Source organism: Georgenia yuyongxinii, from assembly GCF_006352065.1.
Lineage (GTDB): Bacteria > Actinomycetota > Actinomycetes > Actinomycetales > Actinomycetaceae > Georgenia > Georgenia yuyongxinii.
In genome coordinates this window covers 577,588-594,082 of record NZ_CP040915.1, presented here as the reverse complement: position 1 = coordinate 594,082, position 16,495 = coordinate 577,588, and the positions used below count along the sequence as shown (strand labels likewise).

Below are 16,495 nucleotides of genomic sequence, written 5' to 3'. Positions count from 1 at the left end.
TGGGCCGGAACCCAGCACTCTCCCAGGAAATGCCCAGCCGACCGCGGCACACTGGCGCTCATGGACACCTCCTCCGCGCCCCGCGGGGCCGTGACGGGCGAGAAGCCGGCCGAGGCGCGGCTCCTGGTCGTCGACGACGAGCCGAGCATCCGTGAGCTCCTGTCCGCCTCGCTGCGCTTCGCGGGCTTCGACGTCGTCACGGCCGAGGACGGCAACGCCGCCCTGAAGGCCGCCGCGCAGACCAGCCCGGACCTGGTGGTCCTCGACGTCATGCTCCCGGACATGGACGGCTTCACCGTGCTGCGCCGGCTCCGCGCGCATGCCGAGGCCATCCCGGTGCTGTTCCTGACCGCCCGGGACGACATGACGGACAAGGTGCAAGGGCTCACGGTCGGCGGGGACGACTACGTCACCAAGCCGTTCAGCCTCGAGGAGGTCGTCGCCCGCATCCGCGCGATCCTGCGGCGCACCCGCCCGCTGGCCGACGACGACGGCGCCGTGCTGCGGTACGCCGACCTGGAGCTGGACGAGGACGCCCACGAGGTGCGCCGCGCCGGCCGGCTCGTCGACCTGTCCCCCACCGAGTTCAAGCTGCTGCGGTACCTGATGATCAACGCCGAGCGGGTGGTCTCCAAGTCCCAGATCCTCGACCACGTCTGGGACTACGACTTCACGGGCGACGCCGCCATCGTGGAGTCCTACATCTCCTACCTGCGCCGCAAGATCGACACCCCGGCCGCCCTGGGCCTGGCCGACGACGCCGACCTCGTCCCGCTCATCCAGACCCGCCGCGGCATCGGATACGTGCTGCGGCGGCAGCAGCGCTGATGCCCGGCCGCCTCCACCCGGCGCTCGGGCGCGTGTCCGATCGCTGGCGCGCCGTCCCCCTCAGCGGCCGGCTGGTCGCGATCATCACGATCCTGCTGCTGATCGGACTGGCGGGCGCCGGCGTCACGACGGTGACGGTCCTGCGCGCGCACCTGATCGGCCAGGTCGACGAGGAGCTCACCTCCCGCGGTGGCGTGCTGGCACAGGAGAGCTTCGAGCAGCTGATCGACCGGCGCGAGCGGCCCACCGTGCTGCCGTCGAACTACTACGTCGCGATCCAGGACGGCACCGGGCGGGTCTACGAGGTGCCCAACCCGCACGTCGTCGAAGAGATCGGCCGACCCCGGCTGCCCGCGGTGGACCTCGACGCACTGCGCGACGAACGCCCCCGGCCCGTCACGCTCCCCGGCGCGGGCGGCTCTCCCAGCTGGCGCGCGGTGACCTTCCCGATCGGCCGCGAGCCGGTGGGTGCGGTCACGGTCGCGCTGCCGCTGTACCCCACGTACGCCACCACCACGAGCATCGGGCGGCTGCTGCTCCTGTCCGGGCTGGTGATCGCGGCGCTGGGTGCCGTGGCCGCCTGGGCTGCGGTGCGCCGGTCGCTGCGCCCGCTACGGGAGATCGAGGCGACGGCGGGCGCCATCGCCGCGGGTGACCTGTCCCGCCGCGTCCCCACACCACCGGCGACGACGGAGGTGGGGTCCCTGGCCCGCTCGCTGAACGTCATGCTCACCCAGATCGAGGCCTCCTTCGGCGCCCAGCAGGCCTCGGAGCGACGGATGCGCCAGTTCGTCTCGGACGCCTCGCACGAGCTACGCACCCCGCTGTCCACCATCCGCGGGTACGGCGAGCTGTACCGCATGGGCGGGGTGGAGGACACCGGGCAGGCGATGGCCCGCATCGAGTCCGAGGCGAAGCGGATGGGCGCGCTCGTCGAGGACCTGCTGCTGCTCGCGCGGCTGGACGAGGGGCGCCCGCTCGAGCTCGGCCCGGTCGACCTCGCCGCCGTCGCGGCCGACGCCGTCGCGGACCTGCACGCGCTGGCTCCCGACCGGGCCGCCGCCGTCGTCGCCCTCGAACCGGGCGGCGCGCTGCCGCAGGCGCTGGTGGTGCGGGCCGACGAGAACAAGATCCGGCAGGTGGTGGCCAACCTCATGGGCAACGTGCTGCAGCACACGCCGCCGGGCACCCCGGTCGAGATCGCGGTCGGCGTGCCGGAGCCGGGCTGGGCCCTGGTCGAGGTGCGTGACCACGGCCCGGGCATCTCGGCGGAGGACGCGAGCCGGGTTTTCGAGCGCTTCTACCGGGTCGACCCGTCCCGCACCCGCAGCTCCGGCGGCTCCGGGCTGGGCCTGGCGATCGTCGCCGCGATCGTGGGCACCCACCGCGGCGGGGTGCGATTGGCGCCCACGCCCGGCGGTGGGACGACCGTGGAGGTCGCGGTGCCGGTCGCCGGGCCGCAGCTCCCTGGGCCGCAGCTCCCTGGGCCGCAGCTCCCTGGGCCGCAGCTCCCTGGGCCGCAGCCCGCCGCGCCGCAGCCCGACGGGCCGCCGGCGCCCACGCCCGCCGAGGAGGCTCAGCCGGCGACCGGCCCCGTCACCACTCCCGGTGCGCCGGCAGCAACGTCCCGGGGTTGAGGTTCCGGCCCGGGTCCACGCCGCGCAGCAGCGCCACCATCACGTCGGTGCCGGCCTCGGAGATGTCGTCCTCGAGCCAGCGCGAGTGGTCGGTGCCCACACCGTGGTGGTGGGAGATGGTCGCGCCGTTGTCCACGAAAGACTGCTGGATCGCGCTCTTGACCACCCAGTACCGCTCGAGCTGCTCCTCGGCGGACTCCACACCCGGCGGGAACGCGAACGTGAAGTACAGGCATGCCCCGGAGTGGTAGCTGTGCGAGAGGTGGCACATGACGAAGCCCTTTACGCCCAGCTGCGCGAACGCCTCTCGGGCGGCGCGGACCGTGCCGGAGTGCACGTCCATGAGCTTCGACCAGGGCGCCGCCGTCTCCGAGACGTCGCCCATGGCGCCGATGTCCAGGAGGAAGTCCCGGATGTAGGGGGTGTCGAACTTCTTCTGGTCGTACAGGGAGCCCGGCCCGGTGCCGAGCTTGATGCCGCCGTGCGCCTTGATGATCTTCCAGACGATCGCCTTGGTGCGGGTGACATGCTCGGCGGAGCCCTCGTAGCCGATGTAGGACAGGCACGCGTTCTGCAGGTCCCAGCCGCGGCGCTCGAGGACGGCGAAGAGCGCCTTGGACACCTTGCCCTTGATGCCCTTGCTCTTCTTCTGGGTGGACAGGGAGAACTGCGTCTCGTTGGCGTCGGAGACGCGGGTGACCGACGGCGCGGCGTCGGAGGCGGAGATGTCCTGCATCGCGGCCACCCCGGCCGCCCAGCTGGGGAAGAGGTAGGCGATGATCTCGCGGTTCTCCGGCACACGGTGCACGTTGACCCACGCCTCGGTGATCACGCCGAGGCGCCCCTCCGAGCCCAGGATCATCTCGCGCACGCTTGGCCCGGAGGACGTCGAGGGCAGCGGCCGCAGCACCACCACCTTGCCGGGCTGGACCATCCGCAGGCCGCGGGTGATGTCGGCGATGTCGCCGTACTTGTCCGACTGCATGCCCGAGGAGCGGGTGGCGATCCACCCGCCCAGGGTGGAGTGGCGGAAGCTGTCGGGCTGGTGGCCCATCGTCCAGCCGCGCGCGGTGAGCTGCTCCTCCATGTCCGGGCCGAGCACGCCGGCCTGGATGCGGGCCAGCCCGGCGGCCTCGTCGATCTCGAGCACGCGGTTCATCCGGCCCAGGTCCAGGGAGACGATCACGCGCTGCTCGTCCGCCGGCGGGGTGAGCGAGCCGGAGATGTTCGAGCCGCCACCGAAGGGGATGAGCACGGCGTCGGCGGCGACGACGGCGTCGACCACCGCCCGCACCTGGTCCTCGTCGGCGGGGTAGACGACGACGTCGGGCACCCGGGGCAGGTCCCCGACGCGCACGCGCACCAGGTCCGCCAGGCCCTTGCCGTAGGTGTGGACCACGCGGTCGAGGTCGTCGGTGACCACGTGCTCCTCGCCGACGGCGGAGCCCAGGCGGGCGGCGAGATCCTCGCCCATGCGCGAGCCCGGCACGGCGAGGTCCTCGAACGCCGGCGGCGGGGTGCCGGGGGCGTGGAGGTCGATGCCGATCACCTTCATGACGAACGGCGCCATGTTGGGCTTGTCCTCGTGGTGGAAGGCGATGCCCTCCACGCCCCAGCCCCACCACTTCTGGTGCGTGACACCGTTCACGAAGCCTCCTCCTGCGCATTGTGCTGCGGCGCGTCCTCGCGCGCAGCGAGATCGTGCGACCCGGCGTCCTGCGGTCCGTCCGCGAGCACGTAGGGCGTCTGCATGGTGAGCATGGTGGCGATGCGGGCCTCCACGCGGCGGTTGAAGTCCTGGACCCGCTCACCGGGCAGCGGCCGCATCGGGCGCCCGACGAGCATGCGCACGGGCAGGCGGCCGGGCACGGGCCAGGACCGGCCCACGGGCATCGCCTCGTTGGTGCCGATGAGCGCGATCGGCACGCAGGGCACGTCCTGGCCCACGCACAGCGCGGCCGCGCCGGGCTTGAAGTGCTTCATCTCGCCGTCACGGCTGCGGGTGCCCTCGGGGAAGATCAGCACCGGCAGGCCGGCGGCGAGCAGCCGCATCGACATGCCCTTGCCGCGCCCGCCGCCGGTGCGGTGGACCGGGTAGGAGTTGAAGAACAGTGAGGTGGGTGCCGTGATCCACCACTGCTTGTAGAAGTAGTCCGCGGCGGCCGCGACCGCCAGGTGCGCGGTGACCCGCCGGGGCAGGTGGCTGACCATCAGCGCGGCGTCGAGGTGGCTGGTGTGGTTCGCGACGACGACGAACGGCCCCGCCAGCCCGTCGACGTTGCGGGCACCCTCGACGGTGACCCGGGTGACCGAGCGCACCACCGACCGCAGCACGACCCGTTGGGCGACGAACCGCGCCCACCGGTGCCATCTCGCGTGATACCGACTCAGGCTCAGCATGGTCATCTCCGACCCTTCTTGAGCAGCCCGGTGACCCGCCGCACGGCGGGCCGGGGGCCGTGCTCGGCGAGGAACGCGAGCACGGTGAACCGCTTGGACGGCACGGAGCGCAGCCGGCCCCGCTCGACGTCGGCGAGGCAGCGGGCGACGACGGCGTCGGCCTCCAGCCACAGCGCGCCGGGGACGGAGCCGGCGCGGATGCCGGCCCGGTCGTGGAACTCGGTGCGGACCCAGCCGGGCAGGAGGGTGTTGACCCGCACCCCGCTGCCGGACAGCTCGAGGGCCAGGCTCTCGGAGTAGGTGCGCACCCAGGACTTGATCGCGGAGTACAGACCCATGGGGATCAGCCCGGCCACGGAGGAGACGTTGATGATGACCCCGTGCCTGCGCCCGCGCATCGCCCGGCCGGCCGCGCCGCCGAGCACCATCACGGCGCGGACCATGAGGTCCAGGGCGCTCTCGTGCACGGCGGTGTCGGCGTCGAGGAGGCTCACGTGCAGGCCGCGGCCGGCGTTGTTGACGAGGATCTCCACCGGGCGGTCCTCGTCGACCAGCCGGGCGGCGACGGTGTCGACGTCCGCCCGGTCGGCCAGGTCGGCGCGCAGCGGCTCGACGTCGACGCCGTAGCGCCAGCGCAGCTGCTCGGCGGTCTTCTCCAGCCGGGCGGTGTCCCGGGCGACCAGGACGAGGTCGCAGCCGCGGGCGGCGAGGGCGTGCGCGAAGGACAGCCCGATGCCGGACGTGCCGCCGGTGACCATCGCCCGGCCGCGCAGCACGCTGCCCGGCGCGGGGGTGGGACGCCGTCGTGCCGTCCCACGGGTCGCTGGTCGCTGCCCGCTGCCCACGCTCATGCCTTCCCAGCCCCCTTGATGCTCCGCAGGACCGGGGACAGCCGGCCCTCCACGGTCGTTGTCCAGCTCAGGACGGGCCACCGCCGCGCCTTGGCATAACGGTAGAGGCTCGCGTCGGGGTTGACCGCATGGGGGTTGCCCACCACCTCGAGCCAGGACCGGTCGGCGTAGCTGTCGCCGTAGGCGTAGGAGCCGGTCAGGTCCAGCCCCTCCTCGCGGGCGTAGCGCCGCAGCCAGGCGGCGCGGGCCTCCCCCACCAGGGGCGAGCTGGCGAGGTGCCCGGTCCAGCGTCCGTCCGGGCCCACCTCCATCTTGCCGGCGACGATGTGGTCGAAGATCGGGGCGAGCGGCTCGACGAAGACGTCGATCTCCCCGGTGAGCAGCACGGTGCGGTGCCCGGCGGCGCGGTGCTCCGCGACCCGGGCGAGGGCCTCCTGGAGCAGGCCGCGGCGCAGCGAGTGGGTGACCTTCTCCGCGATGATCGCGCGCAGCTCCGCCTCGTTCATGCCCTCGTAGCGGCGCATGAACGTGCGGATGAAGTCGCCGCGGTCGCGGCGCTCGGCCTGGAGGTAGCGCGGGCCGAGCGCGACCAGGTTGGCCAGCGACGCCGGCCACTGGGTGGCGGGCTTCGCGGCGAGCTCGACCCACAGGTACTGCTCGACGAGGGTCGCCGCCGCCACGGTGCGCTGCAGGTCGAAGACCGCCACGACGTCGTCGCGGGCGATCAGCTCCCGCGGCGCGGTGGGCGCGGAGGAACCGCCGCGGCTGCGCATGAGACCGGGCACCTTGGGGATGTGGACGTCCTGGAGGTAGTGCCGCCAGTCGATCTCGGTGACGTCGAAGCCGTGCGCGTCCTGCCGTTCGGCGGGCAGGGCGGCGTGCAGGGCGCGCAGCCGGGCGTCGTCGAAGATCACCTCGGTCTGGGTGTAGGGCTGGTAGAGCTCGGTGAACTTGCGCAGGGTGCCGAGGTCGCGGCGGGCCCGGTGCAGGGTGGAGATCCAGCCGCGGGTGCGCTGGGTGGCGGGCAGGCGGCCCACCGCCCGGTCGGCGAGGTCGACGGCGCGCTCGCGCCGGGTCAGGGCCCGCTCCACCGCCCCGGTGTGCGGGAAGGACCAGGCGGGCACCTGCACGTGGGCGCCCTCGGCGTCCGTGAGCGGGTTGGCCTTGAAATACTCGCGCACCAGCCGCACCAAGCGTCCCAGGGGCAGCGGGTTGGTGATCCCGGAGCAGACCTGGAAGTAGTGGGCCGAGCCGGCCGCCGGCGGTTCGGCCGCCGCGGCGAGGATGGCGTTGACGACGAAGTCGACCGGGATGACGTCGAGCACCGTGTCGGCCAGGGCAGGGAACTCCGGCAGCATGCCGCGCCCGTAGGCGGCGATGAGCGGGTCGGCCACCTTGAAGCCGTCGATCCAGCCCGGGTACGGGTGCTTGAGCGCGGACTCGATGATCGTGGGGCGCACCACCGACAGGCGGTGGCCGGCGCCGGCCCACAGGTCCTCGGCGACCCGCTCGCCGAGCGCCTTGGTGAACGTGTACACGTCGGTCCAGCCCAGGGTGTGCGCCCGGGTGCGGCCGGCCTCGACGAGCTCGTGGCGCACCCAGTCCTGGCGGGCCTCCTCGGCGGCCTCGGCCACCGCACCGGCGCCCGCGCGGCGGTGCTTGGCCTGCGCGTCGGCGAGCAGCGTGCGCAGCACCTCGGGGCTGCGCGAGGCCCGCTCGGCCTCCGCGCGGGCGGCCAGCGCCTGCTCGTGCTCGAGGTGGTGGTCGACCTGGTGGTCCAGGGCCCGCTCCTCGGCCACGCCCTTGCGCAGGCCGGCGACGTAGCTGGTGGAGACATGCACGACGTGCGGGTCGGACCCCGTGGCCGCGAGCGCCTCGTACAGCGACAGGGGGCCGCCGACGTTGGCCGCGAAGGCCTCGTCGATGGGCAGGTCGAAGGAGACCGTGGAGGCGGAGTGGAGGACGACGTCGACGTCATTGGGCAGGGCCGGCAGCGCGCCGAGGTCGCCCTCGATCACCGTGACCCGCTCGCGCACGGCGACGGCGGCGGCCTCCTCGCCGACGGCGGCGCGCCAGCTGCGGAACACCGGCTTGCGCAGGAGCTTGTCCACGCGTTGCTGCGCGGTGAGGTCCCCGCGCGGGCGTACCAGGACGCTCACGCGGGTGGAGGGATAAGAGGAGAGCAGCTTCTCCAGGACGGCCTGCCCGACGAAGCCGGTGGCGCCCGTGAGGAGCACATGCGCCCCATCCAGGGATGACGACATTCCGCTGACAATACCGGGGCCGGTCCACCTGCCCCGCCACTGCCCGTCCCCGTGCCGCCCCCGCACCGTCGGAGGCGGGCACCGGCGCGCGTGAGACCCGCCACCGCCGTCCCCAACGGGACCTGCGCCGCTTGCCGCTGCGAGGCGGCGGTCTACGATCGAATCTGGACACGAACCGTCAAGGGAACGGAGCCATGGGCGTCACCGACGTACCGCAATGGTTGCCCTCCGCCTTCGTCCGCAGCGTCCTCGCCGTCGGCGCCACCGCCGACCGTGAGGCGATTGAGGAGACCTGCCGCAGGCTCTTGACACGCTGGCAGGAGCCGGACCGCCACTTTCACAACCTCAAGCACCTCGTCGACGTCCTCGCACGGGTCGACGAGCTCGCCGAGGAGACCCACCACCCCGACGTCGTCCGCCTGGCGGCCTGGTACCACGGGGCGGTGTTCAACGCCACGGCCATCAAGGCGTACGCCCGCAGCGGCGGCGAGGACGAGCGGGCGTCCGCGGACCTGGTCAAGGAGGAGCTGTCCGCCCTCGGTGTGCCCGCCAAGGTCACCGCGCGGATCGCGGACCTGATCCTCAACCTCCGGCGCCACGACGCCGACCCGAAGGACATCGACTCCCTCGCCCTGTGCGACGCGGACCTTGCAATCCTCGCCGCCGAGCCGCAGCGTTACCGCGCCTACCGGCACGCGGTCCGCGAGGAGTACGCGCACCTGCCCACGCGGCACTACGTCGAGGGCCGCACGGCGATCGTCAACAAGCTTCTCGGCCGCCGGCACCTGTTCCTCAGCCCGCTGGGCGCCCAGTGGGAGGACACCGCACGGGAGAACCTGCGGGCCGAGCTCGAGCGCCTGCAGGGCGAGCTGGCCAAGATGGGCGAGCCGCAGCCCGGCGACTCCGTGGTCGAGGCCGAGGCGGCGCAGGGTTTTGTGCCCGACGTCGGGCGGTCGGACGTCGCCGCCTCTCGCCTCGCCCGGCCCGACCACGTCGGCGTCCTGCACTTCGCCCCTTCCCCCGTCACGGTCGACGACGCCGCACCCGTGCCGCCGCGCCTGCGCGGGGCGGCAGTGCTGCCCGGTGAGGCGCCTGTGAAGGACGACCTCGGCCGCCCCATCGCGCCGCGCAGCTCCTCGCTGGAGTCGCTGCCGGACGACCTCGGCCCCCTGGGGGCCCGCGCCCGCGAGGAGCGGCTGACCGACGACCGGCGGCTGGTGGCGCAGAGCTCGCGCGAGCGCATCGACCTGGCGGTGAAGCTGGCCAAGGAGCGCGTCGAGCGGGCGCGGGGCGAGCGGGACCGGCTTCAGGCCGCCCGGGCCGAGCGCGACGAGGCCACCGCCGCGTTCCGCGAGCGCCGGCACGTGCGCACGTACTCCGCGCCCTCCCCCGAGCTCGAGGCGGAGGAGGACGGCGTCGGAGACGCCGAGCCGGCCACGCCGCCTGGGATGCCGGAGCGCGAGGAGCCGACCTCCGGTCCCTCGACCGCCCGGCTGCTGCCGGCTGGTCCGCTGCCTGGGGAACCGCCCCCGGGAGGATCACCCACGGCTGCCCCGCCCGGTGAGTCGCTCGACGCCAGTGAGCCGGCCACGACGGAGCGGGTGTTCCAGGTGCCCCAGCACGGGATGGAGCGGGAGCCCGAGCTCTTCGAGCGGCCGCGCCGCAAGGGGGACAAGAAGCGCGAGAAGCGCCCCCGCTAACCCCTCACGCTTTGTCCCGCGACATGTCATCTTCTCCGCGACATGTCATCTCCTCGGCGACATGTCCTTGCTCCACGAGTCGCCTTCGGCGCGCCTGGTCAAGTCCTGCGAAGATGTCGCCTCGCGCTCGCAGGCCCATAGGTCTGCGGGCCGGCGCATGCGGAGCTGACGCCTGACGCCCGCTCGTCCACAGAGCCCGCGCCCGGCTGCGCCGACTGTGGGTCCGCGTCCGTAGCGTCGTCCTCGTGGTCGCGACACCCGGCCGCGACACCGGACGAGGAGGTTCCATGGCCAGATATCAGGTCGACAGCGCCGAGGTCGCCCAGGCCGCCGCGCTCACCCGCGCCGCCGCCGGCACGATCCGCGGCGAGGTCGCAGCCATGATGGGTCACCTCGTGCAGCTCCAAGGCACGTGGACCGGCGTCGCGTCTACCGCCTTCGGTGCCTGCGCGGATCAGTGGCGCGTCACGCAGGCCCAGGTCGAGTCGGCCCTCGAGCAGATCACGGTCGCGCTGGACGCAGCGGCCCGCTCCTACGACGACGCGGAGGTGCATGCGCACGGTCTCTTCGCCCGGTAGTCGCCTCGGCCCGCCTCCCCGGATGCCTGCACACGAACCCCACCGGGCCGACCGGCCATCCCGGGCGACCCGTAGCATCGCGAACGTGGCCATCCTCGTCGACCCGCCCCGCTGGCCCGCCCACGGCACCGTGTGGGCCCACATGGTCTCGGACACGTCCCTCGAGGAGCTGCACGCGTTCGCGCGCGCGGCCGGTGTGCCCCCACGGGCGTTCGATCTCGACCACTACGACGTCCCCGCCGACCGCATCCCCGCCCTCCTCGCCGCAGGGGCGGTATCGGTCTCCGGCCGCGAGCTCCTCGTCCGGCTGCGTGCCTCGGGTCTGCGCGTACCGGGCGGGGCACGCGACGCCGAGCGCACCCGCCGTCGGCGCACCGACCTGACCCGCCGCTGGGCCGAGGTCGCCCACCCCGCGGTCGCCGAGGACGCCTGGGCTGCGATCGGGGCCGACCTGCTGACCCGATGGCAAGAGGAGCACCGCAGCTACCACGACGACGTTCACCTCGCCGACGTCCTCGACCACCTGGAGACGCTCGACGGCGCGGGGAGCCCAGTCTCCCGCGCCGTCCTGCTTGCCGCGTGGTTCCACGACGCGGTGTACGACGGTGTGCCCGGCCAGGACGAGGAGCGCTCGGCGGAGCTGGTGGTCGCGACCCTCGGCCCCTATCTTCCGGGCGCCGAGGCCGGCGAAGTGGCCCGCCTGGTCAGGCTCACCGCCACCCACCAGCCGGACGTCACGGACCATGCGGGCGCGGCGTTGTGCGACGCGGACCTGGCGATCCTCGCCTCCTCGCCGCGGCGCTACGCCGCCTATGCCGCGGCCGTCCGGGCGGAGTATGGCCACGTGCCCGACTGCGAGTTCCGCCGCGGGCGGGCGCAGGTCCTGCGCACCCTGTTGGCGCACGAGCATGTGTTCGCCTCGGCCGAGGGGCGCCGCCGGTGGGAGCAGGCGGCCCGCCGCAACGTCGCCGCGGAGCTGGTCCGGCTCGACGCCGGCTGACCCTTCACAAGCGACCGCAAGCGCCGGACGATTGAGGGGACCCCAAGGAGCGTGCGACATGAACGAGACCTGGAAGATCACCGTGGACGTCGTCGTCGGAGATGACGACGGCACCGCCCACGCCGTGCTGACCAAGCAGAACGGCGAGACGGTCGAGGGCTACGGTCGCGCCCGCCGCAACCCCGACGACGAACCGCACACGGAAGTGGGGCAGGAGCTGGCCACCGCCCGTGCGCTGCGGGACCTGGCCGACCGGCTGCTCCGGGCCACCTCGGACGACCTGTCGAAGTTCGAGCACCAGCGCATCCGCCTGGCTCGCTGAGCGCGGCCGCCGCCGTGCCGACGGCACGCCCGGCAACAGGAACCGAGTGAAAGCCACAACCAGAAGGGCCAGCCATGGCACACACCTGGACCGTGAAGATCGAGCTGTTCACCGCCGACGAGGTCCGCTCCGACGACCCGATCACGACCGCGCACGCGACCTTGACCACCACGCAGGGTGGCAGCCTCGACGGCTACGGCAGGGCGCGGCTGAACCCCGACGACCAGGACGTCCCGGAGATCGGCGAGGAGCTCGCGGCCGCTCGCGCCCTGCGGGACTTGGCTGACCGGCTGCTCAGGACCACCTCCGACGACATCGCCGCCGTCGAGCACCACAAGGTCCACCTGCACTCCTGAGGCACGCGCGGATGGCCTGCACCCGGAGCGCACGCGCGCAGCCGACGCCGCACTGAGCCCCACGTGGACGGCCAGCACCGTGCAACGTGCCGTTTCCTTCCCCGCGGACGTCATTGGCGAGGTTTCGTCAGGCATGACCCCGACGAACCTCACCAATCAGAACGCACAGACCCACGCGACTGGTGGGCCCTCACCCCCGGCGCCCAACGAGCACGCCGACGGCGCCCACCCCCGGCGATCCGCCCACCCGGGACGCCGCAGGCTCCCACCCATGACATCTGATCCGGAAATGCTCGCGACATCGGACGGTACAAAGCGCGCGCGAGCATTTCCAGCCCTGCCGGGCCGCCCCGCAGGGGCGGCTATGACTCGCGGAGAAGTTGACATGTCGTGGTGAAAACGGGGTGGGTCAGAACCAGCGCGGGATCTCGGGCACCTCACCGGTCGAGCTGGTCAGGCGACGCGCGCCGCGGCCGGTGAGCCACCGCACCAGGTCCGGCAGGGCACCGGAGACGGTGAGTCCGCCCTCGCCGACCACCACCTGCTCGGCCCCGGTCGGCGCCAGCGTCAGCGCCACGTCTTCCCCACGGCGCTGCCAGCTGCGCAGCACGTCCGCGAGCAGCTCCTCGAGCAGGTCGCGAGGGAAGTCGTAGAAGCTGCCGCCGCTGTCCAGGTCGACGGCGTGCACCCACACCTCGCGGGTGCGCATCCACGCCGTCTCACGTGCCGGCACGGTCCGACCCTGCGCGGTGCGCACCTCGGCGTCCCACGCGGCCTCGGGCAGGTCGCGCCACTCCACGTTCAGGTGCACCTCGGAGTGGGCGAAGAGGTTGCGCAGCGCCCGGGCCGGCAGGGTGGAGCCCCGCTCGATCTCAGCGTTGCGCTGCTCCGGCGAGGAGTACATCGGGGTCTCCTCGCCGGTCCGCGCCCACTCGGTGAGCCGCGTCAGGGCGCGCCCGTTGTACCCGACGTGCGCGACGACGTGGCGGCGGGTCCAGCCGGGCAGCAAGGTCGGCTCGTCCAGCTCGTCGTCGCTGAGCTCGGCGAGCTTGCGGGCGAAGAACGCCGTCCCGCTGCGGGCCCACGCGAGCTCGCGGTGCGGGGCGTTCTCGGCGTCGTAGCGGGCGCCGAGGCCTTGCCGACGGCGCAGCTCGGCGCGGGCCTCCTCCTCCCACTCCGCGTCCCAGGTGGCCGCAGCCTCCTGAGTGCTCATACGCCGGCCGCCACGGGGGCCTTGACGGCCACGTTGGAGAGCTCCCCGATCCCGTCGATCGTGGTGGTCAGCGTCTGGCCCTCGGCGAGGTAGCGCGCCGGCTTGCGGGCGTGGCCCACGCCGCCGGGGGTGCCGGTGGCGATGACGTCACCCGGGTTGAGGGTGAAGATCGTCGAGATGTACTCCACCAGCGCGACGGGAGAGAAGACCAGGTCGTTGATCGGGGTGCGCTGGAGCTCCTCGCCGTCCAGGCGGGTGACCATCACGGCGTCGTCCGGGACCTCGTCCGGGGTGACCAGGACGGGACCGAACGGCGTGGTGTCCTCCCAGGTCTTGCCCTGGAACCACTGCGGCGTGCGGTACTGGTAGTCCCGCATCGTCACGTCGTTGAGGACGGCGTAGCCCGCGATGGCCGCCTCGGCCTCCCGCGCGGACGCGCGGCGGACCGTCTTGCCGACGACCAGGGCGAGCTCGCCCTCCCAGTCGACCTTGTCCGACTCCGGCGGCAGCACGATCTCGTCGCGCGGGCCGATGAGCGCTTCGGGGTACTTGGCGAACAGGGTCGGGTACTCCGGCAGCTCGCGACCCATCTCCAGGATGTGGTTGCGGTAGTTCAGCCCCACGCACACGATCTTGCCGGGCGAGGGCACCACGGGGGCGAGGTCCGCCGTCGCCAGGTCGTGGCGCGGGCCGGTGGCCTCGACGTCGAGGGAGCCGCGGCGCAGCAGGTCGCCGAGGTCGGCGTACCCCTCGATCTCGACGGCGGTGTCGCCCTCGACGCGGGCGGCAGCGGTACGGTCACCCAGGCGCAGGGTGGTGAACTTCATCGGTTTCCTCCGTCGATGTGGACACGGTCGAAGTGCAGACGCTCCATGATCGGGGCGTCCGAGAAGCGGAACAGGTCGAAGCGGCTCTCGGCCTGGAGCGACCACGGCACCCACGAAGGGATGACGAACATGTCGCCCTTCTCCAGGCTGTGGGTGGCGCCGTCGATCACCACGGCGCCGTCGCCCTCGAAGACCTGGAACACCGTGGAGCCGACCTCCCGCCGCGTGGCAGTCTCCACGCCCGGGCGCAGCCGGTGGAACTCGGCCCGGATGGTGGGCATGACATCCCCGCCGGTGGTGGGGTTGACGTAGCGCACCGCGGCGTGGCCCTGCTCGACGGTGGCCGGCTGGCCCTCGTCCTCGAGCAGCAGCTGCTCGGTCAGCGCCCGGTCGGTGAACTCCCACCGGTAGGCCCCGATCGGGGAGGAGACGGTGTTCTGCAGGCCGGAGAGCGGACGCAGGCCGGGGTGGCACCACAGCCGCTCGCCGCGGGAGAAGTTCGGGGTGGCGTAGTCTGTGACCCGCTCGGAGCCGTACTCGAAGAAGCCCACGTCGTTCTGGTACGAGAACGGGATGTCGAGGCCGTCGATCCAGGCCATCGGCTGGTCGGTCTCGTTGTGGTGGCCGTGGAAGTTCCAGCCCGGGGTCAGCAGCAGGTCCCCGCGCGACATGCGGACCGGGTCGCCGTTGACGACCGTCCACACCCCCTCGCCCTCCACCACGAAGCGGAACGCGTTCTGGGCGTGACGGTGCTCCGGGGCGGTCTCCTTGCCGCCGAGGTACTGGATGGCGGCCCACAGGGTGGGGCTGACGTACGGGCGCCCACCCAGGCCCGGGTTCGCCAGGCCGATGGCGCGGCGCTCGCCGCCACGGCCCACGGGCACCAGGTCGCCGGAGCGCTTGGCCAGCTCGTACAGCCGCGACCACTTCCACACGTGCGGCACCGCCTTGGGGGCCGGGTGCTCGGGCATGAGGTCGTCGAGCTGGGTCCACAGCGGGTTGAGGTGCTCCGCGGCGAAGTCCTTGTAGAGCTGGTCCAGCTCGGGGCTGTGCCCCTGGGTCATCTGATTCTGCACCGATGCGTGGTCAATCGGCTGATCCGTGGTGGTCATCGTCGATCTCCTTGTCTCAGGCGGTGTGTCGCAGGCGGGCTCAGGCGTGGGCGGGGGTGGGGACCTCGGCGGCGGACTCGGCGCCCTCGTCGGCCCCGGCACCGTCGTCGGCCCCGGCCCGCACCGGGCCGTAGAGCCAGTCCACCAGGTGGTAGTCGTAGGTGTCACGACGGCGGAAAGCCTCGTCGCGCAGGATCATCGGCACGTAGGAGTCCACGTGCCAGATGTCGCCCCAGACGCGCGCGGTGGACTGCACCGCGCCGGCGGCGGCAACGCGCTCGGACTCGTACTGGCGCAGGGCGCCGGCGAGGGCGTCGCCGTCCCACTGCCCGTTCCCGAGGGTGGGCAGCGCGCGGGCCAGGGCGGCGCCGTCGAGCAGGGACTGCCCGGCGCCCTGGGCGAGGTACTGCAGCATCGCGTGGGCGGCGTCGCCGAGGAGGGAGACGCGGCCCTTGGTCCAGGTGGGCAGCGGGTTGCGGTCGGCCATGGGCCAGCGGTTGATCCGGTGCAGCGAGGGGATGGCGACGCGGACCGGCTCGCACATGTCGGCGTAGGTGCGGTCGAGCTCCTCGGGGGTGCCCCAGTCCTCCTTGCCGTCGAGGAACTCCTGGCTGCGGAAGACGGCCACCTGGTTGTACAGCTTGCCGGCGCGCACAGGGTACTGGACCAGGTGCAGGCCCGGGCCCATCCACACGACGACGTCCTCCATGCCCATGCGGCGGTCGACGTCCTCGACGGGGACCGCGCCGCGGTAGGCGACGTACCCGGAGGGCACCGGCTCGTCGTCGGCGATCTCCTCGCGCACCACCGAGTGCAGGCCGTCGGCGCCCAGCAACAGCTGCCCGGTGTACTCGTCGCCGTCCGCGGTCCGCACGACGACGCCGTCACCGGTGTCCTCGATGTCAGTGACCTTGTGGTCGGTGTGCAGGGTGATGTTCTCCTCCGCCTGCGCCGCCTCGAGCAGGGCGTTGAGGAGGTCGCTGCGGTGCAGCACGATGTAGGGCCCGCCGTAGCGGCGCTCGGCGTCCTGCAGGTCGAGGTGGGACAGCTCCTCGCCGGTCTTGGCGTTCATGAACACGAGGCGGCGGGGCTTGACCGACATCGGCAGGATCTTCTCCAGGACGCCGACCTCGTCGAGCATCCGGGTGATGTTGGGGGCCAGCTGGAGGCCGGCGCCGACCTCTCCGAACTCCGGTGCACGCTCGAGCACCCGCACCTTGACGCCCTCGCGGGCGAGCATGAGCGCGGCTCCGAGACCGCCGATGCCCCCGCCGACCATGATGACCTGGTCTGTCGACATGTATGTCTCCTCCTCGAGCGCACGGGATGGGTGTCCTGGCGGCCGAGGGGCCGCCGTCGACCTGGGCGATCCTTCGTGACCACCCTCACAACTTGAAGGGACCATAG

At 72.8% G+C, this 16,495-nt stretch carries 15 protein-coding genes; 7 read left to right on the top strand and 8 right to left on the bottom strand.

The window, feature by feature from the left end; all coding sequences use genetic code 11:
- The first annotated feature begins 60 nt into the window (after positions 1–60).
- Together FE374_RS02740 and FE374_RS02735 are read left to right on the top strand one after the other, a co-directional pair.
- Positions 61–828: a response regulator transcription factor gene (locus FE374_RS02740; RefSeq protein ID WP_139927132.1), complete on the top strand. Its 768-nt coding sequence runs from the start codon at positions 61–63 to the stop codon at positions 826–828.
- The gene (locus tag FE374_RS02735; RefSeq protein WP_223173624.1) at positions 828–2,465 is read left to right on the top strand and encodes a sensor histidine kinase; all 1,638 of its coding nucleotides are present in this window, start codon (positions 828–830) and stop codon (positions 2,463–2,465) included. Before FE374_RS02740 ends, FE374_RS02735 begins: the two co-directional genes overlap by 1 nt.
- Here the strand turns inward: FE374_RS02735 and FE374_RS02730 are convergent.
- From FE374_RS02730 to FE374_RS02715, 4 genes are read right to left on the bottom strand one after another with little or no spacing between them, the layout of a single operon-like run.
- Positions 2,425–4,113, bottom strand: coding sequence for an FAD-binding oxidoreductase (locus FE374_RS02730; RefSeq protein WP_230978435.1), 1,689 nt, complete (start codon positions 4,111–4,113; stop codon positions 2,425–2,427). The genes FE374_RS02735 and FE374_RS02730 overlap by 41 nt on opposite strands.
- On the bottom strand, positions 4,110–4,871 hold the full coding sequence (locus FE374_RS02725; RefSeq protein ID WP_139927131.1) for a lysophospholipid acyltransferase family protein: 762 nt from the start codon (positions 4,869–4,871) through the stop codon (positions 4,110–4,112). Before FE374_RS02725 ends, FE374_RS02730 begins: the two co-directional genes overlap by 4 nt.
- The gene (locus FE374_RS02720) at positions 4,868–5,716 is read right to left on the bottom strand and encodes an SDR family NAD(P)-dependent oxidoreductase (protein ID WP_139927130.1); all 849 of its coding nucleotides are present in this window, start codon (positions 5,714–5,716) and stop codon (positions 4,868–4,870) included. The genes FE374_RS02725 and FE374_RS02720 overlap by 4 nt, the downstream gene beginning before the upstream one ends.
- Positions 5,713–7,980 carry an HAD-IB family hydrolase gene (locus FE374_RS02715; RefSeq protein ID WP_139927129.1) on the bottom strand — a complete coding sequence of 756 codons (2,268 nt, stop codon included), beginning with the start codon at positions 7,978–7,980 and terminating at the stop codon, positions 5,713–5,715. Before FE374_RS02715 ends, FE374_RS02720 begins: the two co-directional genes overlap by 4 nt.
- Before the next feature lie 194 nt (positions 7,981–8,174).
- Between FE374_RS02715 and FE374_RS20160 the strand changes: the two genes are divergently transcribed.
- The 5 genes from FE374_RS20160 to FE374_RS02690 all read left to right on the top strand — a co-directional run bounded on the left by FE374_RS20160 (position 8,175) and on the right by FE374_RS02690 (position 11,936).
- Entirely contained in the window at positions 8,175–9,680 is a 1,506-nt protein-coding gene (locus FE374_RS20160; protein ID WP_139927128.1) for an HD domain-containing protein, read from the top strand.
- Positions 9,681–9,967: 287 nt separating this feature from the next.
- Positions 9,968–10,258 carry a WXG100 family type VII secretion target gene (locus FE374_RS02705; protein WP_139927127.1) on the top strand — a complete coding sequence of 97 codons (291 nt, stop codon included), beginning with the start codon at positions 9,968–9,970 and terminating at the stop codon, positions 10,256–10,258.
- An 85-nt stretch (positions 10,259–10,343) separates the two neighbouring features.
- The gene (locus tag FE374_RS02700; RefSeq protein WP_139927126.1) at positions 10,344–11,258 is read left to right on the top strand and encodes a DUF4031 domain-containing protein; all 915 of its coding nucleotides are present in this window, start codon (positions 10,344–10,346) and stop codon (positions 11,256–11,258) included.
- 58 nt (positions 11,259–11,316) lie between these two features.
- Positions 11,317–11,580, top strand: coding sequence for a dsRBD fold-containing protein (locus tag FE374_RS02695; protein ID WP_139927125.1), 264 nt, complete (start codon positions 11,317–11,319; stop codon positions 11,578–11,580).
- Positions 11,581–11,654: 74 nt separating this feature from the next.
- Complete coding sequence (locus tag FE374_RS02690; RefSeq protein WP_139927124.1) at positions 11,655–11,936, top strand: dsRBD fold-containing protein; 282 nt, start codon at positions 11,655–11,657, stop codon at positions 11,934–11,936.
- Between the two features lie 409 nt (positions 11,937–12,345).
- On the opposite strand, the gene FE374_RS02685 is transcribed toward FE374_RS02690, so the two are convergent.
- The 4 genes from FE374_RS02685 to FE374_RS02670 form a co-directional block, all read right to left on the bottom strand.
- Positions 12,346–13,149, bottom strand: coding sequence for a maleylpyruvate isomerase family mycothiol-dependent enzyme (locus FE374_RS02685; RefSeq protein ID WP_139927123.1), 804 nt, complete (start codon positions 13,147–13,149; stop codon positions 12,346–12,348).
- Positions 13,146–13,976 (bottom strand): fumarylacetoacetate hydrolase family protein, encoded by an 831-nt coding sequence (locus tag FE374_RS02680; RefSeq protein WP_139927122.1) that lies wholly within the window; start codon positions 13,974–13,976, stop codon positions 13,146–13,148. The genes FE374_RS02685 and FE374_RS02680 overlap by 4 nt, the downstream gene beginning before the upstream one ends.
- Positions 13,973–15,040, bottom strand: coding sequence for a cupin domain-containing protein (locus tag FE374_RS02675; RefSeq protein ID WP_230977371.1), 1,068 nt, complete (start codon positions 15,038–15,040; stop codon positions 13,973–13,975). Before FE374_RS02675 ends, FE374_RS02680 begins: the two co-directional genes overlap by 4 nt.
- Positions 15,041–15,128: 88 nt before the next feature.
- The gene (locus FE374_RS02670; RefSeq protein ID WP_139927120.1) at positions 15,129–16,388 is read right to left on the bottom strand and encodes an FAD-dependent monooxygenase; all 1,260 of its coding nucleotides are present in this window, start codon (positions 16,386–16,388) and stop codon (positions 15,129–15,131) included.
- Positions 16,389–16,495: the final 107 nt, after the last annotated feature.